The sequence below is a fragment of the Xanthomonas bonasiae genome (assembly GCF_014836395.1).
Classification (GTDB): Bacteria; Pseudomonadota; Gammaproteobacteria; order Xanthomonadales; family Xanthomonadaceae; genus Xanthomonas_A; species Xanthomonas_A bonasiae.
Genome location: NZ_JACSQX010000007.1, coordinates 290,945 through 317,732, shown reverse-complemented (window position 1 = coordinate 317,732; position 26,788 = coordinate 290,945). Strand labels below are relative to the sequence as shown.

Below are 26,788 nucleotides of genomic sequence, written 5' to 3'. Positions count from 1 at the left end.
CTGCTTCCGCGTTTCTCGCGACAGGTCACGTTCGCCCTGTGCCTCGGCCAGCGCAAGGCGCCGGCGTGCTGCGCCGGCGCCGTGTCCGGCAACGTGCATCGCAGGCGATCGGCCGACGACGCGCTCGCGCAGTTCAGCGCCGGTCCCGGCTCACAACGGGAACAGCTGCAAGGCGATCTGTTCCCAGGTGTCGCGCGGTCCGCTGATCGGAACCTGCTGCATGCAAAAGCCGATGTCGGAATCGGGCCTGATCAAGGCGGTGGCCATGAGCCGGCGGCGCAGGGTTGGCGCATCGTAGCCGTCGAGCAGGCCGTAGGCATCGAGCAGCGCCTTCACCAGGGTCGGGTCGCCTTGCGCCATGAAGATCAGTGGCGTCAGCAACTCGAACAGATCGCAGTGGCCGACGATCGCGTCGCCGAAATCGAGCAGCCCACTGAGGGTCCATTTCCCCTGGATGTGGTGCGCCATCAAATTCCAGGGATGGATGTCCATGTGAATGAAGCGCGGCTGCGCGGGTGGCGAAAAATCGCCCGCCGCCTCGATGTAGGGCAGGACCTGTGCCGCCAGATGCGCGGGCATCGCATTGCGCCGATGCCGCGCGAGGCAATCGGAGATCAGCGTGGCGATGTAGTGGCGCCACTCCACCCGGATCGCGATGTCGGCATCGAACGCGACGCTGCGCAGCTCGCGCAGCAGCGTTCCCACTTGCAGCATGATCGAACGCTTCTGGCCGACCTCCAGCGCCGGCCAGACATCGGCGAGCGAGGAGCCCGGCAGTCGGCTGCAGATCACGAACACCCAATTGTCGACCACGCCGCCGCCAAGGAGACGCGGCGTCTGCAGCGACAATGTGCCGTCCAGCAACGGTGCGACGAGGCGCTCCTTTTCGCCTTGCTGGCGCCAGTTGGGCGGCACCAATTTGACGATCACCTCGTCGCCAAGCTGGAACAAGGCATTGGCGCCCTCGGGGATCCGCGTCCAGCGATCGCCCGGCAATCGAAACGCTTGTCGAAGCCGGTCCAGTACCGGCATCCAGTCACTCAATGGCGCGCGCGCGATGAGCTCGCAGGACTGGGCAATGCTGGGTTGTTCGGGCAAACAGGCAACGGAGATTTTCATTGCGGAAGGTGCTGGCGTTGCGCACGCGATCATACGCCGGCACGCCTTGCCGCCGCCGCCGCGCGGGCTTTCGCGCCTTTTGCATGTGTCATGTATCGGGCAGGAAAGCAGTCTGCGAGATCGCGTCATCCCATTGTCGGTAGTGGGACGACGCGCGCGTGGCGAACCATCGCACTTACTTGGTGAAGCGCGGACGCCAACCGTCGAAGCGTAGGTGCAGGTGACGGTGCTTTACCAAGTAGGTGAGCGCGACCATTGCCGCGGCGATGCTCGCGGCCGCACCGATGCCCAGTGCCCGGCGTGGACCGAATGCGTCGACGACCCAGCCGACGATGGGGCGCACCGAGCGGCGTCGTACCCACCGCGATGGCCAGACGCAACGGCGTGATCGGCCCGCGCACCGCAGGTCCTATGGAGCGTTGCGTCAGGCTGCTGATCGAGTCGGTCAGGGGCAGTGTCGACATGGCAAGCGGCACCGGCAGGTTGCGCAAGCCGCTATCGCACATGGCCACGCCTGGATCGCATTGCCCCGACGCCGGCGCAAGCGCTGGCCTCAGTACACGTCGCGCCGATAGCGCCCTTCCAGCAGCAGGGTTTCCTTGCCCAGCCGCCCCAGCACCTCCTCCAGCACCGCGTCCACGCCCGGGGCCATGCCGCGCAGGCTGCCGCAGACGTAGATCGCCGCGCCTTGCGCGACCCAGTCGCGCAGGTCCGCTGCGGCCGCGCGCAGCGCATCCTGCACGTAGCGGTGCGCGCCGGCGTCGCGCGAGAACACCGCATCCAGCCGCTGCAGTGCGCCGTGCGCCAGCCACGTGCGCAGTTCTTCGCCGTAATGGTCGTCGTGCGCGGCATGGCGTTCGCCGTACAGCAGCCAGGTGCGGGTCGCGCCGGCGTCGATGCGCGCGCGCAGGTGCGCGCGCAGCCCGGCGAGGCCGGTGCCGTTGCCGATCAGGATCAGCGGCCGCGCCGGATCGGCCGGCGGATGGAAGTGCGGATTCGGGCGCAGCCGCAACGCGATCTCGGCACCGATCGGCGCGGTGTCGCATAGCCAGCCGCTGCCCAGGCCGGGCGTGCCGTCCGCGTGCAGCGCCCGGCGCAGCAACAGGCGCAGCGCGCCGTCGCTGGGCATCGAGGCGATCGAGTATTCGCGGTGCGGCAGCGGTTGCAGGCGCGCGGCCACGGCGGCGGGCGCGGTGCCGGCGAGCTGCTCCGGCTCCGGCAGGTGGCTGCGCGCCAGCAGCGCGGCCAGCGTCGTCGGCGCCTGGCCGGGGCGCTGCAGCGTCGCCGTGCCGTCCACGCCGCTGGCCTGCAGCCAGGCCTGCACCACGCTGTCGCCATGACACGGACCGATCTCGGCCAGGTCGCCGGCCTGCCACGCAGGCAGGGCGCCGTCGGCAGGCAGCAGCGCCAGTTCGAACACCGCGCCGCCGACGCTGCCGGGATTGCACAGGCGCCGCTGCTGCAACTGCCAGCGCTGGTAGGCCGGCGGACTCCAGTCGGGTTGCTCGCTGCCGCCGGCGAGCTGACCGAGCAATTGCTGCCAGTGGCGCAGTGCGGCGTCGTCGGCGTTGTCCACGTCGATGCGGTCGAACAGCGGATGCGCGCCGTGCTGGCGCAGCCAGGCATCGAGCTGGCGGCCGAATGCGCAGAAATGGTCGTAGCGGCGATCGCCCAGCGCCAGCAGCGCGTAGCTCAGCTGCGGCAAGGCCTGCGACTGCGCCATCGTCTTGCGCAGGAACGGCAGCGCGTGGTCGGGCGGATCGCCTTCGCCGCTGGTGCTGACCACGAACAGCGCCTGCGTTGCGCCGGCCAGGTCGGCCGCGGTGACGTTCTGCAAGGGCAGCACGCGTACCGCCTGGCCCGCCGCGCGCAAGGCCGCGGCACTGCGTAGCGCCAGTTGCTGGGCGAAGCCGGTCTGGCTGGCCCAGGCCAGCAGCAGCGGCGCGTCGCCCTGCTTGCCGGTGCGCTTCGCGCCGCGGCGAACGCGCCACCACAGCCAAAGGCAGGCTGCCGCGTAGCTGCCCGCTGCCAGCGCCGCGTAGAGAATGCGCTGCTGCGATGGCGCACCGTTCCACCATGGCTGCGGGTGCAGCCGCAGCAGCGCATAGCCGATCGCGCCCAGCAACGCGAACGTCGCCACATGCCCGACGGCATTCCAGTTGCGTTGCGGCCGCGGCCGGGTCATGCGTCGAGCAGCGCGGCGAAGGCGCTGCTGAGCCGCTCCTGCACGCGTTCGCCATCGCGCAGCAGGAAGCGTGCCGCCAGCCGTTCGCGTTCGGCGCAGGCCAGGCCGGCGTCGGCGCCGAGCACGCTCAGCGCGGTGGCCCAGGCATCGGCCTGCATCGCATCCGTGGCGACCACGCTGACCGCCGCCAGCGTCGCCGCGATCGGCCTGCCGCTGCGCGGATCCAGGGTATGGCTGTAGCGCTGGCCGTCCTGTTCGAAGCGGTGCCAGCGATCGCCCGAGGTGGCGACCGCGCGGCCGTCCAGCGCCAGCACCCGCGGCGGCGTCGGCGCCTGCGCGTCTTCGTCCGGCGCCGATTCCACCAGCACCCGCCATGGCTGACCATCCGGCTTGCGGCCGTAGCCGTAGAGTTCGCCGCCGACCTCGACCAGCGCGCTGGCCACGCCCTGCGCCTGCAGTGCGCGCACCGCCAGATCCACCCCGTAGCCCTTGGCGATCGCCGAAAGATCCAGGCGCAGGCCGCCCGGCTGGCGCAGCCTGGCGCCGCTCTCGTCCAGCACGAGTTGCCGCCAGTCGCCAGCGGCACGCGCCTGGCGCAACGCATCCGCATCGGGCACGCGCTGGCGGCTGGCATCGGCGCCGAACCCCCACAGGCCCAGCACCGCGCCGATGGTGGGATCGAACGCGCCGTCGCTGCGCCGCGCGATGTCCAACGCGCAGCGCAGCACCTCGGCGAACGCCGCGGGCAGCACGTGCACGCTGCCGGCGGGGGCGCGGTTGTAGCGGCCGATGTCCGAGTCCGCCTCCCAGGTGCTCATCTGCGCGACCACCTGGTCGAGCTGCGCCTGGATCGCCGCGTGCAGCGGATGCAGGTCGCGACGGCGGCGCAGTACCAGCTTCGCGCTCCAGGTCGTGCCCATGCTCTGGCCGCCGAGCGTGGCGATCTCGGTCTCGACATCGGCCTGGGGCGCGAGCGGCGCGTTCATGCCGCTACGTGCCGCCATGCGCAGGGCGTGCGCGCTGTCGCCGTCACTGCGGCAGCACTTCCAGCGTCGCCACGTAGCTGAGTCGGCGCTGCTTGGCCTGCGGCATCGAGGTCTTGGTGTCCTCGCTGCTGGTTTCCAGCCAGTACATGCCCGCTTCCGGCCAGGTCACGCTGAAGCTGCCCTGCGCGTCGGTGGTGAGCTTCAGTTCGTCCTGCGCGTTGCGGTAGCGGGTGCCGCCGCGCACGATCTCCACGTCCAGCCCGGGCGCCGGCTTGCCGTCGATGTGCAGCTTGAAGGTGGCCTTCTCGCCAGCGAACAGGTCGTTGGGATGGGTCACCGGCACCAGTTCCAGGCCGCGGCCGCTGGGCTTGAGCGCGGTCTGGTTGGGTGCGCCGTTGGTGACGAAGGTTTCCACCCGGCCCAGCGACTGCGACACCTGCAGATCCTTCGCGCCCTTCGGCACTTCGCTGGCGAAGCTGGCGGCGTTGCCGCGCCAGCGCTTGCGCTGGCCGTTCTCGTTCCAGTTCGCGAACACGCCGTCGTTGACCAGGGCCAGGCGGTAGGTGCCGGTCTGCGCCAGTTCCACGTCGAACACGCTGCGGTACTTGCCGGTGGCCGGGTTCTGCGGCTGCACGGCGCTGCCGTCGGGCGCGGTGATGACCAGGTTGTCCAGGCGCAGCGGCACGTGGTTGAAGTAGAACAGGTCGTTGGACACCGCCGCATCGACGGTGATCCACGGCCGCTCGCCGGCGAGCACGGTCTGCGAGGGTTGCAGCCAGGCCTTGTGGGCGAGGGCGGAGAACGGCAGCACTGCGGCGATGGCCAATGCCAGCACGAAAGAACGCTTCATGGACTTGCTCCTTGCGACGAAAGAGGGAATCACGGCTTGACGCTCAGGCGCACCGCGCCCAGTTCGCTGCTGCCTTGCGCGCTGCCGGTTGCGCCGGCCTTGGCCGGCCACGCGAACGGGATCTTCAGCAGCTCGCGGCCGCCGACTTCGCGGACCGCCTCGACCACCAGCGTGTACTGGCCCGGCGCCAGGCCCTTGAGCTGCTGCGCGTCGGTGAACGTCAGCGCGTGCTTGCCGGCCGGGCGGGTCGGGCCGCTGACGCCGTCCACCGGCATCTGCAGCGTGCGCCCGCTGCGCCGCCACCACTGGCGCAGGTCCGGCAGCCACTTGGTGCCGTGGCCTTCGGCGGTGTCCTTGGACTGGTACCAGACCGCCAGGTTGCGCGCGACCTGCTGGTCGGCGCCTTCCACCCAGATCGCGACATAGGGGCGGTGGTATTCGGCGACGTTGAGCTTGGGAATCTCCACGTCCAGTTCCAGCGTGGCCGCATACGCGGGCATCGACAGCAGGCCGCTCAGGGCGATGGTCAGGGTGACGCGCATGCGAGGCTCCATGGGGTGAAAGAGGTGGATCGGATCAGTGGATCAGCAGCAGTGCGATCAGCAGCGGAATCAGCAGGCCCAGCCCGACCAGCGGCCAGGTCAAGCGCCGCTGCCGCGCATGCAGCTGCAGCAGGAACAGGCCGGTGATGCAGAACACCAGGCAGGCCACCGCGAACAGGTCGATGAACCAGCCCCACGCCGGGCCGGCATTGCGGCCCTTGTGCAGGTCGTTGAAATAGGAGATCCAGCCGCGGTCGGTGCGTTCGTACTCGACCGCGCCGCTGCTGCGGTCGATGCTCAGCCAGGCATCGCGGCCGGGACCGGGCAGCGCCAGGTACACCTCGTCGGCCGACCACTCGGCCGGTTGCCGGCCCAGGCTCAGCGCCAGTTCGCGTTCCAGCCAGGCCGACACCGGCCGCGGCAGCGGCGCGTCGCCATCGGCATGGGCGCCGAGCCGCTGCAGCAACGTGGCCGGCAGCTGCGTCGTGCGATTGAGCACCTGCGGCTTGGCCTCGATGCGCGCGGCGTGGTTGAGGGTCAGCCCGGTAGCGGCGAACACCAGCATGCCGATCAGGCACAGCGCCGAGCTGATCCAGTGCCACTGGTGCAGCGTGCGCAGCCAGAAACCGCGGCGCTGCTGCGCCGTGGCCAGATCGGGAGAGGAGGAGTCGGACAACGCGGCGGTCGAATCGAAGTAGGGCGGGATGCATTCTACATAAATGAGAATTAGTCGCAATTGCGGCGGTGCTGCCGCCGCAGATGCGGCCCGGCAATGGTCGGGCTACACCTCAAACGCAGCGGCGCCGTCCCGGTTGACCGCCCGGGTCAGGTCTCGGACCAGTCGCGCAACAGGTTGTGGTAGACGTTGCTCAGCCGCAGCAGCGCCGCGGCGTCGGCCTTGGTTGCGGTCAGCGCCTGGATCGAGGTGTCCAGCTCGAACAGCAACTGCCGCCGGCTGGCGTCGCGCACCAGGCTCTGCACCCAGAAGAACGAGGCCAGGCGCGCGCCGCGGGTCACCGGCAGCACGCGGTGCAGGCTGCTCGACGGATACAGGATCAGGTCGCCCGCCGGCAGCTTCACCTCGTGCTCGCCGTAGGTGTCGCTGATGACCAGTTCGCCGCCGTCGTACTCCTCCGGTTCGCACAGGAACAGGGTGCAGGACAGATCGGTGCGCAGGGTCAGCGCCGGCTGCGTGGCGCTGGCGGCCAGGGTCATCACCGAACCATCGACGTGGAAACCGTACTCGCCGCCGCCCTCGTAACGGTTGAAGCGCGGCGGGATCGTGCGCAGCGGCAGCGCGGCGGCGAAATACAGCGGGCTGCGCGCCAGCGCGTTGAGCACAGCCTGGCCGAGTTCGTGCTTGAGCGGCGAGGCGTCGGGCAGTTGCAGGTTGCGCTTGACCTGCGCGCCTTGCGCGCCGACCGTCTCGCGGCCGTCGGTCCAGTCTGCGCCGTCGAGCGCCTGGCGGAAGCGCGCCACTTCGTCGGCGCTGAGGATATCGGGGATGTGCAGCAGCATGGGGCGCTCCGGCAGCGGCCGCCTTCGAGCGAAGGCGGCCGCTGCGCATGGATGGACGAAGCGGCGGTCAGAACTTGATTTCGGCGCTCAGCATCGCCGAGCGCGGCGCGCCGGGCGTGTAGCGGAAGCCGCTCTTGTTGATGGCCGCGACGTAGTCCTTGTCGAACACGTTGTACACGTTCAGGCGCAGGTTGAAGTGGTCGTTGATCGGGTAGGTCACGACCGCGTCCCATACCGTATACGACTTCACCAGGGTCGGCGTGCCCACCGCGCCGTCGGTGCCGCGCTTCATCTCGCCGGAGTAGCGGGCGCCGCCGCCGACGGTCAGGCCGAACGGCAGGGTGTACGTGGTCCACGCGGTGAACGCGCTGTCCGGGGTGTAGGCCAGGTCCATGCTGCCGTCCTGCGACACCTTGGCGCCTTGCTTCACCTGCGCGTCGAGCTTGGTGTAGCCGGTGGAGATCGACCAGTTGTCGCTGAGCTTGCCGACCGCCGACAGTTCCACGCCCTGCACCTGCTTCTCGCCGGTCTGGTAGTACAGCCCGTCGCTGCCCTGCGCGATCTCGTTGCTGACGTCGGTGCGGAACAGCGCCATGGTCACGAACAGGTTGTCGTCCAGGAAGTTCCACTTGGTGCCGACTTCGGCGGTCTTGGCCTTCTGCGGGTCGAAGCTCGGATTGTTGGCGTTGTTGGCCGACGCGCTCAGTTCCAGCGAGCTGCCGCCGGGAGGCTGCTGCGAGATCGCGTAGTTGGCGTACAGGCTGACGTTGTCGGCCGCCTTGTAGACCGCGCCGAGCTTCCAGCTGAACAGCGTATCGGACACGTCCGCGTCCACGCCGACCGCGGTGGTGCAGGGCACGGCGGTGGAGGTGGCGGTGGTGCAGGTCAGGCTGTTGAAGTCGGTCTTGTAGCGGTCGGCGCGCACGCCGGCGGTGACCAGGAAGCTGTCGCCGAACTTCAGCGTGTCGAAGGCGTAGGCCGAGAACGTGGTGGTGGTGCCCTTGCTGTGCGCGCCGTTGCGCGCGGTGAGCAGCGGCGTGGTGTTCCAGTCCGGGGCGTAGACGTTGGCCGGGTTGGCCGCCAGCCAGGCAGCGCGGTTGACGATGTTGTGGCCCCAGCTCTGCAGCTCCTCGCGCGCGGCTTCCACGCCGGTGCTGAGGTTGTGCTGGACCGCGCCGGTGGCGAAGTCCACGCGCAGGTTCAGCTGGTCGGTGAGGATGGTGTACTGCTGGTCCTTGAACGTGGGCAGGCTGCGCGCCACCGTCCAGGTCGAGGTGTCGGCGGGGTTCGGCGTGCGCAGGTTGGCGGTGTTGGGCATGAACGCGAACAGCAGGTAGTCCTGTTCGTTGCGGCCCCAGCGCGCGGTGTTGGTCAGCTTGACCGTGTCGGAGAAGTCGTGCTCGAAGCGGAAGGTCGCCATCTTCGCGGTCACGTCGTCGTGGTCGTAGCGGGTGCCGTAGAAGTTCTCGCTGTCCACGCGCGGGGCGTTGGTCAGCCAGGGACGCGCCGGATCGGGCGAGGTGTAGCCGGGCAGGCCGAAGGTCGGCACGCCGCCGTCGGGCACGTTGTCCTGCTTCACGTACAGCAGGTCGAAGTAATAACGGGTGTCGCTGCCGAGACCGAACACCAGCGACGAGGCCAGGCCCCAGCGCTTGTTGTTGACGTGGTCGCGGCCGATCGCATCGCTGTCCTGGCCCATGACGTTGACCCGCAGCGCGCTGCTGGCGCCCAGCGCCTGGTTCCAGTCCGCGGTGACGCGGCGCTGGTTGTCGCTGCCGCCGGACAGCGTGCCGCTGACAGCATCGGTCAGGTTCGCCTGCTTGGTCACCAGGTTGATCGCGCCGGTCGGCGCGCTGCGGCCGTTGTCGGTGCCGGCCGGGCCCTTCTCGACCTCGATCTGCTCGATGTTGAACACATCGCGCGAGATCGAGCCCAGGTCGCGCACGCCGTCGACGAAGATGCTGCTGGAGCTGTCGAAGCCGCGCATGTAGATCGCATCGCCGGTGGTGGTGTTGCCGTTCTCGCCGACGTAGAAGGTGCCCACGCCCGGGCTGTTGCGCAGCGCCTCGGTCAGCGTGGTGGCGCCCTGTTCGTTGAACAGGTCCTTGCTGATCACGTTGATCGTCTGCGGGGTGTCGATCAGCGGCTGGGTGAACTTGGGCGAGTCCGGGGTTTCCACCAGGTAGCGCTTGGCGCGCTGCGCTTCCACGTCGACCTTGTCCAGGGTGGTGGGCTGGTCGGCAGCCGCGGCATCGGCGGCCAGCGCCGGAGCGGACAGCAGGCTCAGGCCGCTCAGCAGTGCGGCGGCGGTGAGGGTCTGCGCGGAGACCTGGCGGGAAACGGCGTGCTTGCGGCTCTTGATCGGGGAGGTCATGGAGGGTTCGGCTATGCAGGATGGAAGGGCGGTCCGCCGCGCACGCTGCCGCCGTGTCCGCAAGGACAGGGAAGCGCGTGCGAAAGGTCGGAGGGTGGCCGGATGGACCGGCTGCCGCTGGCCGCTTAACGCGGACATCACATCTATTTCCGCGCAAATGCGAATTATTTGCAATAGCTTTCGTTACATTGCGTTACATGGCGGCCGGTGGCGCTGCTCCCGGGATCGCCGCGCAAGCAGCTTGTTCCGCTGTAGATATTTGAAAGATAAAGATTTTAGGGGGCGAGCGCAGCGGCGCGCTCAGTCGCGGTCGTCGCGGGTCCACAGTCCGCCGTGTTCGGACTTCACCGGGAACTTGGGCACCGGACTGTAGGCCGGTGCGCACAACGGACGGCCGTCGCGGATGTCGAAACGGGCACCGTGCAGCAGGCATTCGATGCTGCCGGCGGCGGCATCGAAGGTGCCGGGGGACAACTCGTAGTCCTCGTGGCTGCAGCGGTCCTCCAACGCGTAGAAGGTGCCGTCGAGGTTGAACACCACGATCGGGGTGGCGGTGACTTCGTCCCACACCGTCGCGGTCTCGCCCGGCGCCAGCGCGCCGTCGGCGCAGACGAAGGTCCAGGTCTCGCTCATGCGGCGCCGCCCAGCGGTTTTTCCAGCACTTCGAAGCGCAGGTCGTCGCGTTTGGGCGCGCCGAAGCGTGCGTCGCCGTAGGGGAAGGGTTTCTTGATCCCGGTGCGGCGGTAGCCGCGGCGCTCGTAGAAGGCGATCAGTTCGTCGCGCACGTCGATCACCGCCATCCGCATCACCGGCAGCTGCCATTCCTGCCAGGCGATGCGTTCGGCCTCGGCCAGCACGGTCTTGCCCAGGCCGCCGCCCTGCGCCTGCGGCTGCACCGAGAACATGCCGAAATAGCCGGCGCCGTCGTCGTCGGCGATGTGCGCGCAGGCGATCAGGTCGCCGTCGCGCTCGGCCAGCAGCACCAGGCTGCGCGGGCGCAGGATGTCGGCGCGCAGCACCTCGCGGTCGATGCGGTTGCCGTCGAGCAGGTCGGCTTCGGTGGTCCAGCCGATGCGGCTGCTGTCGCCGCGATAGGCCGAGGTGACCAGGGCGGCGATGGCGTCGAGATCGGCGACGGTGGCGGTGCGGAAGGTGAGGGTGTGCATGGGCCGATTTTAGCCTGGCGGCCGGGATTCGGGAGTGGAGATTGGGGATTCGCCAAGGCAGCGCTTTTGCGAATCCCCAATACCGAATCCCCAATCCCGGCTCCAATCACATCAACAGCTTGCGCACCTTCAGCAACGCCGCCACGAAGCGCTCGATCTCGGCGTGGGTGTTGTAGAACGCCAGCGAGGCGCGGCAGGTGGCGGCGACGCCGTAGAACTGCAGCAGCGGGTGCGCGCAGTGCTGGCCGGAGCGCACCGCCACGCCTTCCAGATCCAGCAGCGTGGCCAGGTCGTGGGCGTGCGCGCCCTCGACCAGGAACGACACCACCGCGGCCTTGCCCGGCGCGGTGCCGAAGATGCGCAGGCCGTCGATCTTCTGCAGTTCCTCGGTGAAATGCGCCAGCAGTTCGGTCTCGCGCGCTTCCACGTGTTCCAGGCCCAGCCCGGTCAGGTAGTCCACCGCCGCGCCCAGGCCGACGAAGCCGGCGATGTTGGGGGTGCCGGCTTCGAACTTGTGCGGCGGATCGTTGAACACGGTGCCGTCGAAGCTGACTTCCTTGATCATCTCGCCGCCGCCGATGAACGGCGGCATCGCCTGCAGATGCTCGCGCCGCGCCCACAGCGCGCCGGTGCCGGTAGGGCCGCACATCTTGTGTCCGGTGATGGCGTAGAAGTCGCAGCCGATCGCGGCCACGTCCAGGGCGCGGTGCGGCGCGGCCTGCGAGCCGTCGATGACGCTGACGATGCCGCGCTTGCGCGCCTCGCGGCAGATCTCGCGCACCGGATTGACCGTGCCCAGCACGTTGGACACGTGGGTCAGCGCCAGCAGCTTCACGTCCGGGGTCATCGCCTTGCGCAGCGCGTCCAGGTCCAGCGCGCCGTCGGCGGTGATCTCGGCGACCTTGATGGTGGCGCCGGTGCGCTGCGCGACCAGTTGCCACGGCACGATGTTGGCGTGGTGCTCCATCCGCGACACCAGGATGCTGTCGCCGGCCTTGAGCCGCGGCAAGGCCCACGAATAGGCCACCAGGTTGATCGCGAAGGTGGTGCCGCTGCACAGCACCAGCTCGTCGGCGCGCACGTTGAGGAAGCGCGCCAGCTTGTTGCGCGCGCCCTCGTAGGCGTCGGTGGCCTCGGTGCCCAGCGCGTGCACCGCGCGGCTGACGTTGGCGTTGTAGCGCCGGTAGAACTCGTCCAGCGCCGCGATCACCTGCAGCGGCTTCTGCCCGGTGTTGGCGTTGTCGAAATAGATCAGCGGCTTGCCGTGCACCTGTCGCATCAGCAGCGGGAAATCGCTGCGGACCTTGTCCCAGTCCGGCGCCTGGTCCGGCGCGGTCTTGTGCGGGGCGACGCTGCTCATGCCACGCCCGCGGCGGCCAGCGCCTGGTCCAGGCGCGCGACCAGGAATTCGCTCAGCGATGCATCCAGCACGCGCAGCGGTTCGCGGCAGAACGCGGCGGTCAGCAGCTGCTGCGCACGCTCGCGCGGCAGCCCGCGCGAGCGCAGGTAGAACAGCGCATTGGCGTCGAGCTGGCCGACGGTGGCGCCGTGCGCGGCCTTGACCTCGTCGGCGTCGATCACCAGCACCGGTTGGGTATCGATCTCGGCATCGGCGGACAGCAGCAGGTTCTTGTTCGACAGGTTGGCATCGCTGCCGTCGGCGCCCTGGCGGATGTGGATGCCGCCATGGAACACCACCCGGCTGCGCGCCGCGGCCACGCCGCGCCACAGCAGTTCGCAGGCGGTGTCGCGGGCGATGTGCTCGATGCCCAGGCGGGTGTCGATCTGGCGGCGGCCGTTGCCGAGCAGCACGCCGTTGGCGACCAGCCGCGCGTTGTCGCCTTCCAGGCGGACGTTGAGCTCGTGCCGCGACAGCGCGCCGCCCAGCTCCAGGTCGATGCGCCGGTACTGCGCGTCGCGCGCCAGCACCGCATCGGTGCGCAGCAGCGCGGTGACGCCGGACGCGTCCGCCTGCACCCGCGCGTGGGTCAGCTGCGCGCCGGCGGCCAGGTGCACGTGCGCCAGGGTGTTGCTCAGGTGCGCGGCCTCTCCCAGGTGCAGGTGATGCTCGACCAGCGACAGCGCCGCGTCCTGGCGCAGTTCGATCAGGTGGCGATGGTGCCAGGCATGGTCGCCGGCGCCGGCGGTGGACACGAACACCAGGTGCAGCGGCACCGCGGCCTGCACGCCGGCATCCACGCGCAGCACGCTGCCTTCGTCGGCCAGCGCGGCGTTGAGCTGGGCGAACACTTCGTCGCTGCGCTCGAAGCGGCGGCCGAGGAAGCGCATCGCATCGTCGCCGCTGCGCAGGATCGTGGACAGGCGCTGCAGTTCGACCCCGGCCGGCAGGCCGGCCAGATCGGACAGCGCATCGCTGGCGCGGCCGTTGACGAACACCAGCCGCGGCGCAGGAATGCCGTCGACGATGGCCGCATCCACGGCGGGCGCCGCGCTCGGCGCCGGGCTGAAGCTGCGCCGCTCCAGCGCACGCAGCGAGGTGTACTTCCACGCCTCGCTGCGCGGGCCGGGCAGGCCGTCGCGCAGCGCCTGTTCCAGCGGCGCGCGGCGTGCGCCGTCGCCGTGGAAGGCGGCCGCCAGGGAGTCGAGCAGGGCGCTCATCAGACCGTCGCCTCCGGCGCCACACGGTCCTTCAACCATGCGTAGCCATGCGCTTCCAGTTCCAGCGCCAGTTCCGGGCCGCCGCTCTGCACGATGCGGCCGTCGGCCAGCACGTGCACCACGTCCGGCTTGATGTAGTCGAGCAGGCGCTGGTAGTGGGTGATGACCAGGAACGCGCGGTCGGGCGAACGCAGCGCGTTGACGCCTTCGGCGACGGTCTTCAGCGCGTCGATGTCCAGGCCGCTGTCGGTCTCGTCGAGGATCGCCAGCTTCGGCTCCAGCACCGCCAGCTGGAAGATCTCGTTGCGCTTCTTCTCGCCGCCGGAGAAACCCTCGTTGACGCCGCGGTGCAGCAGTTCGTCCTTCAGGTGCAGCACGGCGAGCTTCTGCCGCACCAGCTTCAGGAACTGCATCGAATCCAGTTCGGCCTCGCCGCGCGCCTTGCGCTGCGCGTTGAGCGCGGCGCGCAGGAAGTAGGTGTTGTTGACCCCGGGGATTTCCACCGGGTACTGGAAGGCCAGGAACACGCCGGCGGCGGCGCGTTCTTCCGGTTCCAGCTCGAGCAGGTCGCGGTCTTCGAAGCGCACGCTGCCCTGGGTCACTTCGTAGCCGTCGCGGCCGGCGAGGATATTGCCCAGCGTGGATTTGCCGGCGCCGTTGGGACCCATGATGGCGTGCACCTGGCCGGGCTGCACCTGCAGCGACAGGCCCTTGAGGATGTCCTTGCCGGCGACGGAAGCGTGGAGGTTTTCGATGTTGAGCATGCAGATGATCCGTCAGAATTCTTGTGTAGCCCCTCTCCCGCCGGGAGAGGGGTTGGGGTGAGGGTACGGCGCGAAGCGTCTCGTGGATTTGGGGACGCGAGGCTTCGCCCGTACCCTCATCCGGCGCTTCGCGCCACCTTCTCCCGGTGGGAGAAGGGTAAGGCGTCAGCCGACGCTGCCTTCCAGCGAGACTTCGAGCAGCTTCTTGGCTTCCACCGCGAACTCCATCGGCAGTTCGCGGAACACCTGCTTGCAGAAGCCGTCGACGATCATCGACACCGCGTTTTCCTGGTCGATGCCGCGGGCGCGGCAGTAGAACAGCTGGTCGTCGCTGATCTTGGAGGTGGTGGCCTCGTGCTCGACCGTGGCGGTGGGATGCTTGACCTCGATGTACGGGAAGGTGTGCGCGCCGCACTGCTTGCCGATCAGCAGCGAATCGCACTGGGTGTAGTTGCGCGCGCCCTCGGCGCTGCGCTCCACCTTGACCAGGCCGCGGTAGGTGTTCTGGCCGCGGCCGGCGCTGATGCCCTTGCTGACGATCTTGCTCTTGGTGCGCTTGCCGATGTGGATCATCTTGGTGCCGGTATCGGCCTGCTGGCGGTGATGGGTCAGCGCCACCGAGTGGAACTCGCCGACCGAGTCGTCGCCGAGCAGCACGCAGGAGGGATACTTCCAGGTGATCGCCGAACCGGTCTCGACCTGGGTCCAGGTGATCTTGCTGCGCGCGCCACGGCATTCGCCGCGCTTGGTCACGAAGTTGTAGATGCCGCCGACGCCGTTCTCGTCGCCCGGGTACCAGTTCTGCACGGTCGAATACTTAATCTCGGCGTCTTCCAGCACCACCAGCTCGACCACCGCCGCATGCAGCTGGTTCTCGTCGCGCATCGGCGCGGTGCAGCCTTCCAGGTAGGACACGTAGGCCTTGTCCTCGCACACGATCAAGGTGCGCTCGAACTGGCCGGTGTGGCCGGCGTTGATGCGGAAGTAGGTGCTCAGTTCCATCGGGCAGCGCACGCCCTTGGGAATGAACACGAAGCTGCCGTCGGAGAACACCGCCGAATTGAGCGCGGCGAAGTAGTTGTCGCCGACCGGCACCACGCTGCCCAGGTACTGCTTGACGATCTCCGGATGTTCCTTGATCGCCTCGGACATCGAGCAGAAGATCACGCCCTTCTCGGCCAGTTCCTTGCGGAAGGTGGTGCCGACCGAGACCGAGTCGAACACCGCGTCCACCGCCACACCGGCCAGCTTGGCGCGCTCGTGCAGCGGCACGCCGAGCTTGTCGTAGGTGTCCAGCAGTTCCTTGGGCACGTCGTCCAGCGAGGCGTACTTGGGGCCCTTGGGCGCGGAGTAGTAGCTCAGCGCCTGGAAATCGATCGGCGCGATGTTGAGCTTGGCCCAGTGCGGCATCGGCATCTTCAGCCAGTGCCGGTAGGCGGCCAGGCGCCACTCGGTCATCCACTCCGGCTCGTCTTTCTTGACGGACAGGGCGCGCACGACGTCTTCGTTCAAGCCGGGCAGGAACGCGTCGGATTCGATGTCGGTAATGAAGCCGGCGTCGTAGCGACGTCCCAGCCGTTCCAGGATTTCAGCGTTTTCGGTGGCCATGGGGGCTGCCTACAGTCAGGTGGTCGCGAAACGCACGGCGATCGGACGCCGTCTGGTTTCGCCGGAAGAGGGAAGCGGGTGCAGCATCTGCGCCAGGGTCACGCCGCGCAGCGCATCGGCGACCACGTCGTTGATCAGCCGCCAGTTGGAACGCACGCCGCATTTCTGCGCGATGCTGCACTGGCTTTCCTGGTGGCTGCATTCGGTGATCGCCAGCGGGCCTTCCATTGCCTCGACGATCTGGATCAGGGTGATGGCGTCGGCCGGGCGCGCCAGCCGGTAGCCGCCGTGCACGCCGCGCAGGCCCTCGACCAGCCCGGCCTGGGCCAGCGGCTTGAGCAGCTTGCTGACGGTGGGCGGCTCCAGCCCGGACTGCTCGGCCAGTTCGGTCGCGCTCAGCACCTCGCCGGGACGCGCGGCGAGCACGGTCAGCACGACGGTGGCGTAATCGGTCAACTTGGTGACGCGGAGCATGGGGCAACGGCCGGAATTCAATGCGGACCGAAATTGTACGCTTTCGCGGCGCCGGCGTCCAAGCCGCCCGTTCATGTTTTTCGCGATCGCTGCGATCGCTGCCGCCTACAGCCCCGGTGCTGCTGCCTGGCGCGATCGGAAGGGCTTGGGATCGCCGCCGATGTGCGCCAGAATCAGCGCTTTCCCGTTCCGGACCGCCGCATGCCCCGCAAGATCGCCGCCCGCAAGTCCCGCATCCATGGCAATGGCGTGTTCGCCGTGCTGCCGCTCAAGAAAGGCGAGCGGGTCATCGAGTACAAGGGCCGCCGCCGCACCCATGCCGAAGTGGACCGCGACGAGGCCGGCGATGTCGAGACCGGGCACACCTTCCTGTTCACCCTCAGCGACGACTACGTGATCGACGCCAACTACGAAGGCAACGACGCGCGCTGGATCAACCACAGCTGCGCGCCCAACTGCGAGGCGGTGATCATCGAGGCCGAAGGCGACGACCGGCGCCAGGACAAGGTGGTGATCGAGACGTTGCGCGCCATCAAGCCGGGCGAGGAACTGACCTACAACTACGGCATCACCCTGGGCGAACGGCATACGCCGCGGCTGAAGAAGATCTGGGAGTGCCGCTGCGGATCCAGGAACTGCACCGGGACCATGCTGCAGCCCAAGCGCTGAGTGCGCACCTGCACGTGGCCTAGACGCGCGGCTCACGACGCTGCAACCGCGGCGCTCCTACGGTGACGCTCCCCCTGTAGAGGAGTTTCCCATGAGCACAGCATCTTCCCTGTCCGGCAAGCGCGTCGCGGTCCTGGCTACCGACGGCTTCGAACAGTCCGAGTTGCAGGAGCCCAAGCGCCTGCTGGAATCGTGGGGCGCGCAGGTCGATGTGATCGCGCCCGGCGACGCCTCCAGCATCCGCGGCTGGAACAAGAAGGACTGGGGCGACAGCGTGCCGGTCGACAAGCGCCTGGCCCAGGCCGATGCCGGCGACTACGACGCGCTGGTGCTGCCGGGCGGAGTGATCAATCCGGACAACCTGCGCACCGAAGCCACCGCGATCCGTTTCATCCAGTCCTTCGCCGGCGCCGGCAAGCCGGTCGCGGCGATCTGCCACGGCCCCTGGCTGCTGGCCGAAAGCGGCCTGGTGCGCGACAAGCAGGTGACCTCGTGGCCGTCGGTGAAGACCGACCTGAGCAATGCCGGCGGGCGCTGGCAGGATGCGGACGTGGTGGTGGACGGCAACCTGATCACCAGCCGCAAGCCGGACGACATTCCCGCGTTCGCCGCGGCGGTGGCCAAGGCGCTGGGCTGAGTTCGACGCCCACAACGACAAACGGCGGCCTGCGGGCCGCCGTTTTTCTGCAGCCCCGACTGGGGAATGCCACAGTCGGATCGCGTTCGGGCCGAGAGCAGTGTCGCGGCTGAAGCCGCTCCTACAGAAAAGCAGTGGTCCACCAAGTGCACTGTAGGAGCGGCTTCAGCCGCGACAGACGGCATCAGACGCCCTACGTTGTCCAACCGGTTAGGTTCCTGCAGAGCTCCCTGCCAATCGTCGCGTCCAAGACGTCGCGCGCGACTCGCACCGAAGCCAATACGCGGTTTCTCCCTCGCCCTGATCCGCGGCGCGCAGCGTCACCGCCTCACCCGCCGCAGCGCAGCCTCACTGCCCCGACAGCGCGCCGGCCGGCACCAGCTTGCCGATGTCCTGGTTGAAGTGCACCACCAGCTTGCCGTTCTCCACCGCCGCCGATTCGATCTGCACGTTGCCCATCACCGCGCCTAGCGCCGGATCCAGCTTGTAGATCGGTTCCTTGCGCGCGTAGTCGCCCAGCCAGACGTTGAGCAACTCGCGGGTGTTGGCGTCGAGCTTGCCGCCGTTGGCGGCCGGGCGGAAATCGTCGATGGTCGGCGATTGCAGGTGGAAGCCCTGGGTCTGCTGTTCGTAGCGCAGCCCGCTGGTCAGCAGCACCGTGCCCAGCGGGGTCGGCGCGCCGCCGCCGGTGGCCATGCTCAGGTCGAACTGCATCTTCAGCCGGTCGCCCGGCGGCAGCGACAGCTTGGGATCGCGGATGGTCATCTTCACCAGCCCGCCGAGCGCCTTGTGCGTCTGCGGGAAGCTGCCATCCAGATACTGCTGCACATCGGCAGCGCCGACGCTGACCTGTTTGCCCTGGATCATCGGCTCGGCCTGCAGCTGGGTCGCGGCAACGAGGGTCAGCAGCGCGGCGGCGCGCAAGGTCAGCAGGCGGAGCTTCATGGGATGTGGTGCCTTGGCGGAATCAGGGGTTCAACATAACCGCAGCCGGTGAATGCGCGATTAGCGGAGGAGGGTGGTGGAGCGGTCAGGCCTGCGGAAACGCGTGGGCCGGCTGGTCACGCGGCGGTCGGCGCCAGCCGCGCCAGGATCGCATCCAGCGCCGGACGCAGCGGTGCCAGCAAGGCCTGCGCCTCGCTGTCGCTGCGCTCGCTGAGTCCGCGCAGCAGTTGCGTGCCGACGGTCAGCGCGGCGCGCTCGTCGCCATGCAGGCCGGGATGACGCTGCGCGGCTTCGAGCAGGCGCATCCAGTCCTGCCGGCAGCGGGCCTCGAACTCGATGGCGCAGCGGCCTTGGCATTGCAGCCCGTCGGCCTCGATCGGCGTGACGGTGATGCGGTAGCGTTGGGAGGCGGTCATGGGCGTGCGCACGGCGGGTCGGTCGACCCAAGATAGGCGCCGTCCGCCACTATCACGAGAGGGATGGCCGCGACGCTCTGTTCCAGGGCGCGTCATCAAGCATCGGACGCCGGTCGTGCCGCAGGCGACGGCCGTGCGGGTTGGGCCATGGCGGCCGCTGATCGGCGCTACGCGGCGTGGATCCGGCCGTCAGAGGCGCGTTGCCATTTCCCTCGCAGAACAGCCAGCCGGACCCGGTGTAGATCCTTGGACACGATGGCACGCCTCTTCGCGACCGTTCAGCGCGCCGCACGCAGCAGCGGCAGCGGATCGTAGGCACCGCCCTCGGCATAGACGCCGTAGTGCAGATGCGGCGGCGTGCCGCGCGCGTTGCCGCTGTCGCCGACCGTGCCGAGCGGATCGCCAGCCTCGACCAGGTCGCCGACCTGCAGGTCCGGCGCCCAGTTCTGCAGATGCGCGTAGTAATGGCGTTGTCGGGCCGGACCCATCACCCACACCTGGCGGCCGCCGAGGCCGCGCTCGGCGACCGCGACCACGATGCCACGCGTGGCCGATAGCACCGGCGTGCCGCGCTGGGCGAAGATGTCCACGCCGGCGTGCTGGCGATCGCGACCGCGCGGCGCGCCGAAGGTGGCGGCCACGCGGCGCGGGTCCACGCCTTGCACCGGCATGCGCAGCGCGGTCGGTGGCGGCTGCCGCGCCAGTTCCCAACCGGCCCGCGCACGCAGCGCCCACGGCTGCTGCCAGGCCCAGGCCAGCGCGAGCGCCGTGCAGGCCAGCGCGGTCGAGCGCAGCAGCCAACGGCGCAGCGTCCGCGCAGGCGAGGGCGCCGCTGCCGGCATCGCCTCAGCCAGCCTGCGTGCCGGCCTGCTTCTGCAACTGCTGCTTCAGCGCGTCGTCGATGCCGAGCTGGCGCGCCAGTTCGTCCAGGTAGCTGCGTTCCATGAAGCTCTGTTCGTCGGCGGCGAGCAGGCTGGCCAGATACATCTCCGAGGCGATTTCCGGCGTCGTCGCGGCTTTCGCCACTTCGGCCGGGTCCAGCGGCTTCTCCAGTTCCGCGTGCAGCCAGCGCTGCACGTCCTCGTCGCCGTCGAGGCGGGTGAACTCGCCTTCGATCAGTTCGCGTTCGCGGGTGTCGATATGGCCGTCGGCCTTGGCCGCGGCGACCAGCGCGCGCAGGATCGCCTGGCTGTGCTGTTCCACTTCCAGCGGCGGCAACCGGTCCAGGGTCTGCGGTTCTTCCGGCGCGGCGGCACCGAGTTGCTGGCGCTTGTAGTCGCCGTAGGCGCGGTAGGCCATCACCCCGATCGCGGCCAGGCCGCCATAGGTCGCCAGCTTGCGCGTGGTGCGGTTCTTGCCCAGCAGCAGGCCGAGCGCGCCGCCGCTCAGGGCGCCCTTGCCGAAGTCGGCGTTGAGCATGCCGCCGAGGCCGCCGCTCCTGGCGGGCGATCCCGCCGAGGCGGACGTGCCGGTCTTGGCCATGGCCTGGCCGGCGGCGCCCTGCGCCGATTGCAGCAGTTGGTCGAGAAAGCCCTGTAGCTTCATGCACGCGTTCCTTTCGAATTGAAGCACCGGTATAGCCGGCGTCGCCTTAGCGGGCTGTCAATCCCGCTGCGGGCGGCGGCGAGCGCGCAAAAAAAACGAGACGGCGCAGGCCGTCTCGTCCGGTGTGCTTGCCTGGATCAGGCGACGCTGCTCAGAGCGCGGCGTCCTTGAGCTTCTTCAGCGGGCGCACCTTCAGCTTGGTGGTGGCCGGCTTGGCGGCGAACCACTGCTCTTCCTTGGTGAACGGGTTGATGCCCTTGCGCTTCGGCTTGGCCGGCACGCTGACGGCGGTGATCTTGAGCAGGCCCGGCAGGGTGAACGAACCGGCGCCCTTCTTGCTGACCGAGCCGGCCACGGCGTGCTCGAGCGAGGCCATCACCGCGCGCACGTCCTTGGCGACGACGCCGCTGGCTTCGACGATGTGGGCGACCAGCGCGGACTTGCTCAGCGCTTCCTTGATCGGCTTGGGAGCGGCCGGCTTGGCGGCGGTCTTGGTGGCTACTTTCTTCGCTGCCTTTTTCGGGGCAGCCTTTTTCGCGGTCTTTGCCATGATGTCCTGATTCCGTAAACGATAGGTGGTTGGGTCGCGCCGACCCCGTCGGCATGGCGAAATGTAGGGCATGTGCTACGCCGCGCCAATAGGCAAACCGCAAAAAGACGCGGAAAAAGCCCCATGCCGGGTTTTTTTTCGCCGCAAGGGCGGATTTGGACCGGGAAAACGGCAGCGCGCTGCCGCTAGGCGCAGCGTTCATGCCGAGCCGCGAGCGGCATCGCCGCCGCCTCGCCGCGGCCATTGGCAATGCTGGAATCCAGTGCGCAGGCGGCTGCCCGGCCCAGTGGACAGCGATCCCACTCGCCGCGTCGCCGTCTGCTTCCGATGTGCACGGCTGGGCGCGCACCCTCCGGAGGCGGCGCGGTCGCTGCCGTGCGTGGAGGCGCCGGGTTGCGCCGCGCGCTGGCCGTTGCTGCGCAGAGGGCGTGCCACCTGGCGAGTTGGTCGCGGTGTCGGCTATCGACGAGTTCGCCGAGCTGGGCGACCGGCGGCGCCTGCGGGCGAGCGATCGCCATCGCTTGCGGAGCATCGCTGCGCTCCGCCAACAACGCCGCCAGCGGTGCCCGGATGTGCACCGCCCACGGCGGGTACTGCGCCGCACAAGGCCGTAACGCCCGCTGCTCTATCGTGCCTGCCTCATTCACCACGGGAGTACCGCATGGGCATTTCGCGTCACGCCACCGCGCATTGGGAAGGCGATCTCAAGAACGGCAAGGGCCAGCTGAGCACGCCGCAGAGCGGTCTGCTGGAGAACACCCGCTACGCCTTCAGCAGCCGCTTCGGCGACGAGAAGGGCACCAACCCTGAAGAGCTGATCGCCGCCGCGCATGCCGGCTGCTTCACCATGGCGCTGTCGGCCAAGCTCAGCGAGGCGGGCTTCCCGCCGACCTCGCTGGACACGCGCTCCGAGGTCGATCTGTCGATGGAAGGCGGTCCGCAGTTGTCGCAGATCCGGCTCAAGGTCAAGGCCGTGGTCCCGAACATCGAGGCGGCGCAGTTCCGTGCGCTGGCCGACGACGCCAAGCAGAACTGCCCGGTGTCCAAGGCGCTGAGCGCGGTGCCGATCAGCCTGGAAGCCGAACTGGGCTGAGTGTTGGGCCTGGCGCGTGCCGCCAGGCCTTTTCCCCGAAACGACGGTCAGGCCATGCCGGCTACGGCTCGCGCGGCCTGGCCGTTTGCCGTTGCATGGGAGCGGTTCCAGTCGCGATACGCGCAAGCCCCCGTTGCGGCAACAGCTGTCGCGGCGCTAAACAGTCGCCGTCCACCGGGCCCAATTCAGTCTCGTTTCACCGGCGCGGACCGAGCATGCAGGTGCGCGATCCACGCGCCTGGAATCTTCGACATGAACAAGCTCTCGACCCGTCTTCTGACCGCCGCGCTCGCCGTGGGCGTGGTCGGCTCCGCCACTGCGCAGGACTACGGCCGCTACGATGGCTATCGCGATCGCGGCTATCCGAGCAGCGGCAGCTACGAATACGCCCGTGTGGTCCGTGCCGACCCGATCATCGTGCCGGTACGCGGCCCGCGCGAGACCACCGAGCGCTGCTACGAGCGCCCGGCCTCGGGCGAATATGTCGAAAACGGCTACCGCGGCAATGGCTACTACAGCGACGGCTACCGCGGCACCGACGGCGGGCGCAGCGCGGCCACGGTGGTCGGCGGCATCGCCGGTGCGCTGCTGGGCAGCCGCGTCGGCGGCGGCAGCGGGCGCTTCGTCGGCACCGCGGTCGGCACCATGGTCGGCGGCCTGGCCGGGCGCTCGATCTACGACAGCAATACCCGCACCACCGTGCAGACCGGCTCGGTCAGCGTGTGCGAACCGGTGGCCTATCGCAGCGAGAGCTACGACCGGGTGGACGGCTACGACGTGACCTACGAATACGGCGGCCGCTACTACCACACGCGCAGCGCGGAGCGTCCGGGCGACCGCATCCGGGTGCGCGTGGACGTGTTGCCCGACTGAACGATGCGGGCGCCTCGCTGAGGCGTCCAAGGGGCATCGGCCGCCAGCGCCACGGCTGGCGGTCGACGACGATTCGTCAGGCGGCCCTGCCGCCCACTCCTGCCGCTGCAGGCAAGCGTTATCGATCTGCCCGCTCAGCGCCAGTCGATGCGCCCGTCGATCACCGTCTGTACCTGGCCGCCCGACCAGACCTCGCCGGCGCTGTCCACGCTCAGGGTCAGCAAGGCATCGTGGCCGACCTCGCGGCCCTGGCTGACCACGTAGCGGCCGTCGCGGCCGGGCAGGGCGTCGCGGTGATCCAGCCACGCGGCGAGTACGGCGTTGGCGGCGCCGGATGCGGCATCCTCGAACCGGCGGCCATTGCCGACGAACGCACGCACTGCCAGCTGATACGCCTGGTCGTCGGCCCGCGCATAGGCGAACACACCCATGCTGGCGGTGCTTTCGGCCAGCGCGGCGATCGCTTCCCAGTCCGGCGCCAGGCCGCGCAACGCGGCCTCGTCGGCGATTTCGACCAGCCACCAGCAGCGGCCGCCGTCCATGCGCACCGGCGGTTGCGCGCCCAGCGTCCAGCCGGCCAGCGCAGCCGCCAGGCGCGGATCGGCGGCGTCGGCGATCTCCGCGACCTGCGCGCGCGGGGTGCGGATGGCGATGTTGCGCACGCCACCGTCCGCATCCACGCGCAACGGCAGCAGCCCGGCGATGCCTTCCTGGACCAGCACGCCGTCCTTGGGCACGGCGATGCCCGCCTCCAGCACCGCATGCGCGGTGCCGACGCTGGGATGGCCGGCGAACGGCACTTCCTTCTGCGGACTGAACATGCGGATGCCGTAGCTGGCGCCCGGCTGCGTGGCCGGGAACACGAAGGTGGTCTCCGGCAGCCGCGTCCAGCGCGCGATCGCCTGCATCGCCGCCGCATCCAGGCCTTGCGCATCCAGCACCACCGCCAGCGGATTGCCGGCGCCGGGGCGCGGGGAGAACACATCCAGTTGCAGGAAACGGCGCGTGGTCATGGCGGGCACTCGAAGGCGGGGGCGCGCAGCTTAGCAACCGCGGCGCGCGCCCGATGCAGGGCCGGCGCATCGCGGGCTTGGCCGGCAAGCGCCAGGAGCGCTGCGCTTGGCATAGAATCGCAGGTTCCGCCCGGCGTTCCGGGCCTCTTTCCCTCCACCAGACCCCACAACGAAATGTCCTCTTCCCCCCACGTCGATCGTTGGATCGTCCTCAAGTTCGGCGGCACCTCGGTGTCGCGTCGTCATCGCTGGGACACGATCGGGAAGCTGGCGAAAAAACGCGCCGACGAGACCGGGGCGCGGGTGCTGGTGGTGGTGTCGGCGCTGTCGGGGGTGACCAACGAGTTGACCGCGATCGCCGACGGCAGCGCCGACAGCGCGCAGCGCGTGGCCGCGCTGGAGCAGCGCCACCGCGAGTTCCTGGGCGAACTGGAACTGGATGCGGACAGCGTGCTCGGCGCGCGCCTGGCGGCGCTGCGCGGATTGCTCGACGACCCGCGCGCGGCGAGCCGCACGCTGGATTGGCAGGCCGAGGTGCTGGGCCAGGGCGAGTTGCTGTCCTCGACGCTGGGCGCGGCCTACCTGCGCGCCAGCGGCCTGGATTTCGGCTGGATGGACGCGCGCCAGTGGCTGGACGCGCTGCCGCCGCAGCCGAACCAGAGCGAGTGGTCCAAGCGGCTGTCGGTGTCGTGCCAGTGGCAGTCCGACACGGCCTGGCGCGAACGTTTCGTCGCCCAGCCGGCGCGGATGCTGATCACCCAGGGCTTCATTTCGCGGCACCAGGACGGCGGCACCGCGATCCTCGGCCGCGGCGGCTCGGACACCTCGGCGGCGTACTTCGGCGCGCTGCTCGGCGCCAGCCGGGTGGAGATCTGGACCGATGTGCCGGGCATGTTCAGCGCCAATCCGCGCGAAGTGCCCGATGCGCGCCTGCTGACCCGGCTGGACTATTACGAAGCGCAGGAAATCGCCACCACCGGCGCCAAGGTGCTGCATCCGCGCTCGATCAAGCCGTGCCGCGACGGCGGCGTGCCGATGGCGATCCTGGACACCGAGCGCCCCGAGCTGCCCGGCACCAGCATCGACGGCAATGCGCGCACCGTGCCCGGGGTCAAGGCGATCAGCCGCCGCAACGGCATCGTGCTGGTGTCGATGGAAGGCATCGGCATGTGGCAGCAGGTCGGCTTCCTGGCCGACGTGTTCGCGCGCTTCGCCAAGCATGGGCTGTCGGTGGATCTGATCGGTTCGGCCGAGACCAACGTCACCGTGTCGCTGGACCCGAGCGAGAACCTGGTCAACACCGACGTGCTGGCGGCGCTGTCGGCCGACCTGGCGGAGATCTGCCGGGTCAAGATCATCGTGCCGTGCGCGGCGATCACCCTGGTCGGACGCGGCATGCGCTCGCTGCTGCACAAGCTCTCGGACGTGTGGGCCACGTTCGGCAAGGAGCGTGTGCACATGATCTCGCAGTCGTCCAACGACCTGAACCTGACCTTCGTCATCGACGAGGCCGATGCCGACGGCCTGTTGCCGATCCTGCACGCCGAGCTGATCGACAGCGGCGCGATGCCGGTGGAGGAGACCGAGGTGTTCGGCCCGCGCTGGCGCGAGATCACCGGCAGCGTGCGCGCGCGGCCGACGCCGTGGTGGCATGCCGAGCGCGAGCACCTGCTGCGCCTGGCCGACGCCGGCACGCCGCGCTATGTCTACCATCTGCCGACGCTGCGCGAGCGCGCCCGCGCGCTCAAGGCGATCGCGCCGATCGACCAGCGCTACTACGCGATCAAGGCCAATTCGCATCCGGCGATTCTCGAGGCGCTGGTTGCCGAGGATTTCGGCCTGGAATGCGTGTCGCACGGCGAACTGCGCCGGGTGTTCGACACCTTGCCGGAGCTGTCGCCGCGGCGGGTGCTGTTCACCCCCAGCTTCGCGCCCAAGGCCGAGTACGAAGCCGCGTTCGCGCTGGGCGTGACCGTCACCGTGGACAACGTCGAGCTGCTGCAGCGCTGGCCGGAACTGTTCCGCGGCCGCAGCCTGTGGCTGCGCATCGACCTGGGCCATGGCGACGGCCACCACGAGAAGGTCAACACCGGCGGCAAGGCGTCCAAGTTCGGCCTGTCGGCGACGCGGGTGGACGAATTCGTCGAGGTCGCGCGCACGCTGGACATCCGCATCGTCGGCGTGCATGCGCACCTGGGCAGCGGCGTGGAGACGGCGCAGCACTGGCGGCGCATGTGCGACGAACTGGCCGGCTTCGCGCGCCGCATCGGCAGCGTGGAGGTCATCGACATCGGCGGCGGCCTGCCGATCGCGTACAGCGCCGACGACGAGCCGTTCGATCTCGATGCCTGGGCGCAGGGCCTGGCCGAGGTCAAGGCGGTGCACCCGGCGTTCCGCCTGGCGGTCGAGCCGGGCCGCTATCTGGTCGCCGAATGCGGCGTGCTGCTGACCCGCGCCACTCAGGTGATCGAGAAGGACGGCATCCGCCGCGTCGGCCTGGATGCGGGCATGAACGCGCTGGTGCGCCCGGCGTTGTACGACGCCTGGCACGACGTGGCCAACCTGAGCCGGCTCGAGCGTGAGCCCGATGCGGTGTTCGACGTGGTCGGCCCGATCTGCGAATCCAGCGACGTGTTCGGCAAGCGCCGCCGCCTGCCTGCCGCCACCGCGGCCGACGACGTGATGCTGATCGCCGATGCCGGCGCCTACGGCTACGCGATGGCCAGCACCTACAACCAACGCGAGCTGCCGCGGGAGGACGTGATCGATGCGCCTGCCGTCTGAGACCCGCTTTCTTGCGCCGCCGCGCGCAGCGCGAGCGGCATGCCGCGCTTCGGCGCGA

At 69.3% G+C, this 26,788-nt stretch carries 26 protein-coding genes; 5 read left to right on the top strand and 21 right to left on the bottom strand.

What is annotated here, in order from left to right; all coding sequences use genetic code 11:
* Positions 1–150: 150 nt before the first annotated feature.
* The 15 genes from H9658_RS13645 to H9658_RS13575 all read right to left on the bottom strand — a co-directional run bounded on the left by H9658_RS13645 (position 151) and on the right by H9658_RS13575 (position 16,205).
* The gene (locus tag H9658_RS13645) at positions 151–1,119 is read right to left on the bottom strand and encodes a phosphotransferase family protein (protein ID WP_191825735.1); all 969 of its coding nucleotides are present in this window, start codon (positions 1,117–1,119) and stop codon (positions 151–153) included.
* A 553-nt stretch (positions 1,120–1,672) separates the two neighbouring features.
* Positions 1,673–3,304, bottom strand: a complete 1,632-nt coding sequence (locus H9658_RS13640; protein WP_191825734.1) for a sulfite reductase subunit alpha — start codon at positions 3,302–3,304, stop codon at positions 1,673–1,675.
* Positions 3,301–4,290: an FAD:protein FMN transferase gene (locus H9658_RS13635; protein ID WP_191825733.1), complete on the bottom strand. Its 990-nt coding sequence runs from the start codon at positions 4,288–4,290 to the stop codon at positions 3,301–3,303. The genes H9658_RS13640 and H9658_RS13635 overlap by 4 nt, the downstream gene beginning before the upstream one ends.
* A gap of 43 nt (positions 4,291–4,333) precedes the next feature.
* Positions 4,334–5,140, bottom strand: coding sequence for a DUF4198 domain-containing protein (locus tag H9658_RS13630; protein WP_191825732.1), 807 nt, complete (start codon positions 5,138–5,140; stop codon positions 4,334–4,336).
* Positions 5,141–5,169: 29 nt separating this feature from the next.
* Positions 5,170–5,682: a DUF2271 domain-containing protein gene (locus tag H9658_RS13625; protein WP_191825731.1), complete on the bottom strand. Its 513-nt coding sequence runs from the start codon at positions 5,680–5,682 to the stop codon at positions 5,170–5,172.
* A gap of 34 nt (positions 5,683–5,716) precedes the next feature.
* Positions 5,717–6,358, bottom strand: a complete 642-nt coding sequence (locus H9658_RS13620; RefSeq protein ID WP_191825730.1) for a PepSY-associated TM helix domain-containing protein — start codon at positions 6,356–6,358, stop codon at positions 5,717–5,719.
* Positions 6,359–6,507: 149 nt separating this feature from the next.
* Positions 6,508–7,200: a Fe2+-dependent dioxygenase gene (locus tag H9658_RS13615; protein ID WP_179566184.1), complete on the bottom strand. Its 693-nt coding sequence runs from the start codon at positions 7,198–7,200 to the stop codon at positions 6,508–6,510.
* 67 nt (positions 7,201–7,267) lie between these two features.
* Positions 7,268–9,574 (bottom strand): catecholate siderophore receptor Fiu, encoded by a 2,307-nt coding sequence (locus tag H9658_RS13610; protein ID WP_191825729.1) that lies wholly within the window; start codon positions 9,572–9,574, stop codon positions 7,268–7,270.
* 300 nt (positions 9,575–9,874) lie between these two features.
* Complete coding sequence (locus tag H9658_RS13605) at positions 9,875–10,207, bottom strand: non-heme iron oxygenase ferredoxin subunit (protein ID WP_053841580.1); 333 nt, start codon at positions 10,205–10,207, stop codon at positions 9,875–9,877.
* Positions 10,204–10,740, bottom strand: coding sequence for a GNAT family N-acetyltransferase (locus H9658_RS13600; RefSeq protein ID WP_053841579.1), 537 nt, complete (start codon positions 10,738–10,740; stop codon positions 10,204–10,206). The genes H9658_RS13605 and H9658_RS13600 overlap by 4 nt, the downstream gene beginning before the upstream one ends.
* Positions 10,741–10,846: 106 nt before the next feature.
* On the bottom strand, positions 10,847–12,100 hold the full coding sequence (locus H9658_RS13595) for a cysteine desulfurase (RefSeq protein WP_179566180.1): 1,254 nt from the start codon (positions 12,098–12,100) through the stop codon (positions 10,847–10,849).
* Complete coding sequence (gene sufD / locus H9658_RS13590) at positions 12,097–13,359, bottom strand: Fe-S cluster assembly protein SufD (protein ID WP_191825728.1); 1,263 nt, start codon at positions 13,357–13,359, stop codon at positions 12,097–12,099. Before sufD ends, H9658_RS13595 begins: the two co-directional genes overlap by 4 nt.
* Positions 13,359–14,123: a Fe-S cluster assembly ATPase SufC gene (gene sufC / locus H9658_RS13585; protein ID WP_191825727.1), complete on the bottom strand. Its 765-nt coding sequence runs from the start codon at positions 14,121–14,123 to the stop codon at positions 13,359–13,361. Before sufC ends, sufD begins: the two co-directional genes overlap by 1 nt.
* A gap of 165 nt (positions 14,124–14,288) precedes the next feature.
* Positions 14,289–15,731: a Fe-S cluster assembly protein SufB gene (gene sufB, locus H9658_RS13580; RefSeq protein ID WP_191825726.1), complete on the bottom strand. Its 1,443-nt coding sequence runs from the start codon at positions 15,729–15,731 to the stop codon at positions 14,289–14,291.
* Positions 15,732–15,746: 15 nt separating this feature from the next.
* The gene (locus tag H9658_RS13575) at positions 15,747–16,205 is read right to left on the bottom strand and encodes an SUF system Fe-S cluster assembly regulator (protein ID WP_179566171.1); all 459 of its coding nucleotides are present in this window, start codon (positions 16,203–16,205) and stop codon (positions 15,747–15,749) included.
* Positions 16,206–16,406: 201 nt separating this feature from the next.
* On the opposite strand from H9658_RS13575, the gene H9658_RS13570 reads away from it, so the two are divergent.
* Both H9658_RS13570 and H9658_RS13565 read left to right on the top strand, forming a co-directional pair.
* A complete protein-coding gene (locus H9658_RS13570; RefSeq protein ID WP_191825725.1) occupies positions 16,407–16,874 on the top strand; it encodes an SET domain-containing protein in 468 nt (155 codons plus the stop codon).
* 91 nt (positions 16,875–16,965) lie between these two features.
* Entirely contained in the window at positions 16,966–17,511 is a 546-nt protein-coding gene (locus H9658_RS13565; RefSeq protein WP_191825724.1) for a type 1 glutamine amidotransferase domain-containing protein, read from the top strand.
* A 348-nt stretch (positions 17,512–17,859) separates the two neighbouring features.
* Here H9658_RS13565 and H9658_RS13560 read toward each other — a convergent pair whose 3' ends face one another.
* From H9658_RS13560 to H9658_RS13540, 5 genes are all read right to left on the bottom strand, one after another.
* On the bottom strand, positions 17,860–18,456 hold the full coding sequence (locus H9658_RS13560; protein WP_179566165.1) for a DUF1439 domain-containing protein: 597 nt from the start codon (positions 18,454–18,456) through the stop codon (positions 17,860–17,862).
* A 116-nt stretch (positions 18,457–18,572) separates the two neighbouring features.
* Positions 18,573–18,872, bottom strand: coding sequence for a DUF3861 family protein (locus H9658_RS13555; RefSeq protein ID WP_191825723.1), 300 nt, complete (start codon positions 18,870–18,872; stop codon positions 18,573–18,575).
* A gap of 278 nt (positions 18,873–19,150) precedes the next feature.
* On the bottom strand, positions 19,151–19,714 hold the full coding sequence (locus H9658_RS13550) for a M23 family metallopeptidase (protein ID WP_191825722.1): 564 nt from the start codon (positions 19,712–19,714) through the stop codon (positions 19,151–19,153).
* A gap of 4 nt (positions 19,715–19,718) precedes the next feature.
* Positions 19,719–20,417, bottom strand: coding sequence for a tellurite resistance TerB family protein (locus tag H9658_RS13545; protein WP_179566155.1), 699 nt, complete (start codon positions 20,415–20,417; stop codon positions 19,719–19,721).
* 151 nt (positions 20,418–20,568) lie between these two features.
* The gene (locus H9658_RS13540; protein WP_145708001.1) at positions 20,569–20,967 is read right to left on the bottom strand and encodes an HU family DNA-binding protein; all 399 of its coding nucleotides are present in this window, start codon (positions 20,965–20,967) and stop codon (positions 20,569–20,571) included.
* Between the two features lie 661 nt (positions 20,968–21,628).
* Here H9658_RS13540 and H9658_RS13535 point away from each other — a divergent pair.
* On the top strand, positions 21,629–22,060 hold the full coding sequence (locus H9658_RS13535) for an OsmC family protein (RefSeq protein ID WP_191825721.1): 432 nt from the start codon (positions 21,629–21,631) through the stop codon (positions 22,058–22,060).
* A 252-nt stretch (positions 22,061–22,312) separates the two neighbouring features.
* Positions 22,313–22,933 (top strand): glycine zipper 2TM domain-containing protein, encoded by a 621-nt coding sequence (locus H9658_RS13530; protein ID WP_179566151.1) that lies wholly within the window; start codon positions 22,313–22,315, stop codon positions 22,931–22,933.
* Between the two features lie 134 nt (positions 22,934–23,067).
* On the opposite strand, the gene H9658_RS13525 is transcribed toward H9658_RS13530, so the two are convergent.
* Complete coding sequence (locus tag H9658_RS13525; protein WP_191825720.1) at positions 23,068–23,946, bottom strand: PhzF family phenazine biosynthesis protein; 879 nt, start codon at positions 23,944–23,946, stop codon at positions 23,068–23,070.
* Positions 23,947–24,120: 174 nt separating this feature from the next.
* On the opposite strand from H9658_RS13525, the gene H9658_RS13520 reads away from it, so the two are divergent.
* Positions 24,121–26,730: a bifunctional aspartate kinase/diaminopimelate decarboxylase gene (locus tag H9658_RS13520; protein WP_191825719.1), complete on the top strand. Its 2,610-nt coding sequence runs from the start codon at positions 24,121–24,123 to the stop codon at positions 26,728–26,730.
* Positions 26,731–26,788 lie beyond the last annotated feature (58 nt).

Excerpts from the sequence above, each read along its gene's own strand:
- H9658_RS13640 (WP_191825734.1), bottom strand. The coding sequence starts at position 3,304 with ATGACCCGGCCGCGGCCGCAACGCAACTGGAATGCCGTCGGGCATGTG.
- H9658_RS13520 (WP_191825719.1), top strand. The coding sequence starts at position 24,121 with ATGTCCTCTTCCCCCCACGTCGATCGTTGGATCGTCCTCAAGTTCGGC.
- H9658_RS13605 (WP_053841580.1), bottom strand. The coding sequence starts at position 10,207 with ATGAGCGAGACCTGGACCTTCGTCTGCGCCGACGGCGCGCTGGCGCCG.
- H9658_RS13565 (WP_191825724.1), top strand. The coding sequence starts at position 16,966 with ATGAGCACAGCATCTTCCCTGTCCGGCAAGCGCGTCGCGGTCCTGGCT.
- H9658_RS13555 (WP_191825723.1), bottom strand. The coding sequence starts at position 18,872 with ATGACCGCCTCCCAACGCTACCGCATCACCGTCACGCCGATCGAGGCC.
- H9658_RS13545 (WP_179566155.1), bottom strand. The coding sequence starts at position 20,417 with ATGAAGCTACAGGGCTTTCTCGACCAACTGCTGCAATCGGCGCAGGGC.
- H9658_RS13575 (WP_179566171.1), bottom strand. The coding sequence starts at position 16,205 with ATGCTCCGCGTCACCAAGTTGACCGATTACGCCACCGTCGTGCTGACC.
- H9658_RS13645 (WP_191825735.1), bottom strand. The coding sequence starts at position 1,119 with ATGAAAATCTCCGTTGCCTGTTTGCCCGAACAACCCAGCATTGCCCAG.
- H9658_RS13570 (WP_191825725.1), top strand. The coding sequence starts at position 16,407 with ATGCCCCGCAAGATCGCCGCCCGCAAGTCCCGCATCCATGGCAATGGC.
- H9658_RS13635 (WP_191825733.1), bottom strand. The coding sequence starts at position 4,290 with ATGAACGCGCCGCTCGCGCCCCAGGCCGATGTCGAGACCGAGATCGCC.
- H9658_RS13530 (WP_179566151.1), top strand. The coding sequence starts at position 22,313 with ATGAACAAGCTCTCGACCCGTCTTCTGACCGCCGCGCTCGCCGTGGGC.
- sufC (WP_191825727.1), bottom strand. The coding sequence starts at position 14,123 with ATGCTCAACATCGAAAACCTCCACGCTTCCGTCGCCGGCAAGGACATC.
- sufB (WP_191825726.1), bottom strand. The coding sequence starts at position 15,731 with ATGGCCACCGAAAACGCTGAAATCCTGGAACGGCTGGGACGTCGCTAC.
- sufD (WP_191825728.1), bottom strand. The coding sequence starts at position 13,359 with ATGAGCGCCCTGCTCGACTCCCTGGCGGCCGCCTTCCACGGCGACGGC.
- H9658_RS13540 (WP_145708001.1), bottom strand. The coding sequence starts at position 20,967 with ATGGCAAAGACCGCGAAAAAGGCTGCCCCGAAAAAGGCAGCGAAGAAA.
- H9658_RS13625 (WP_191825731.1), bottom strand. The coding sequence starts at position 5,682 with ATGCGCGTCACCCTGACCATCGCCCTGAGCGGCCTGCTGTCGATGCCC.
- H9658_RS13600 (WP_053841579.1), bottom strand. The coding sequence starts at position 10,740 with ATGCACACCCTCACCTTCCGCACCGCCACCGTCGCCGATCTCGACGCC.
- H9658_RS13615 (WP_179566184.1), bottom strand. The coding sequence starts at position 7,200 with ATGCTGCTGCACATCCCCGATATCCTCAGCGCCGACGAAGTGGCGCGC.
- H9658_RS13550 (WP_191825722.1), bottom strand. The coding sequence starts at position 19,714 with ATGCCGGCAGCGGCGCCCTCGCCTGCGCGGACGCTGCGCCGTTGGCTG.
- H9658_RS13535 (WP_191825721.1), top strand. The coding sequence starts at position 21,629 with ATGGGCATTTCGCGTCACGCCACCGCGCATTGGGAAGGCGATCTCAAG.
- H9658_RS13525 (WP_191825720.1), bottom strand. The coding sequence starts at position 23,946 with ATGACCACGCGCCGTTTCCTGCAACTGGATGTGTTCTCCCCGCGCCCC.
- H9658_RS13595 (WP_179566180.1), bottom strand. The coding sequence starts at position 12,100 with ATGAGCAGCGTCGCCCCGCACAAGACCGCGCCGGACCAGGCGCCGGAC.
- H9658_RS13610 (WP_191825729.1), bottom strand. The coding sequence starts at position 9,574 with ATGACCTCCCCGATCAAGAGCCGCAAGCACGCCGTTTCCCGCCAGGTC.
- H9658_RS13630 (WP_191825732.1), bottom strand. The coding sequence starts at position 5,140 with ATGAAGCGTTCTTTCGTGCTGGCATTGGCCATCGCCGCAGTGCTGCCG.
- H9658_RS13560 (WP_179566165.1), bottom strand. The coding sequence starts at position 18,456 with ATGAAGCTCCGCCTGCTGACCTTGCGCGCCGCCGCGCTGCTGACCCTC.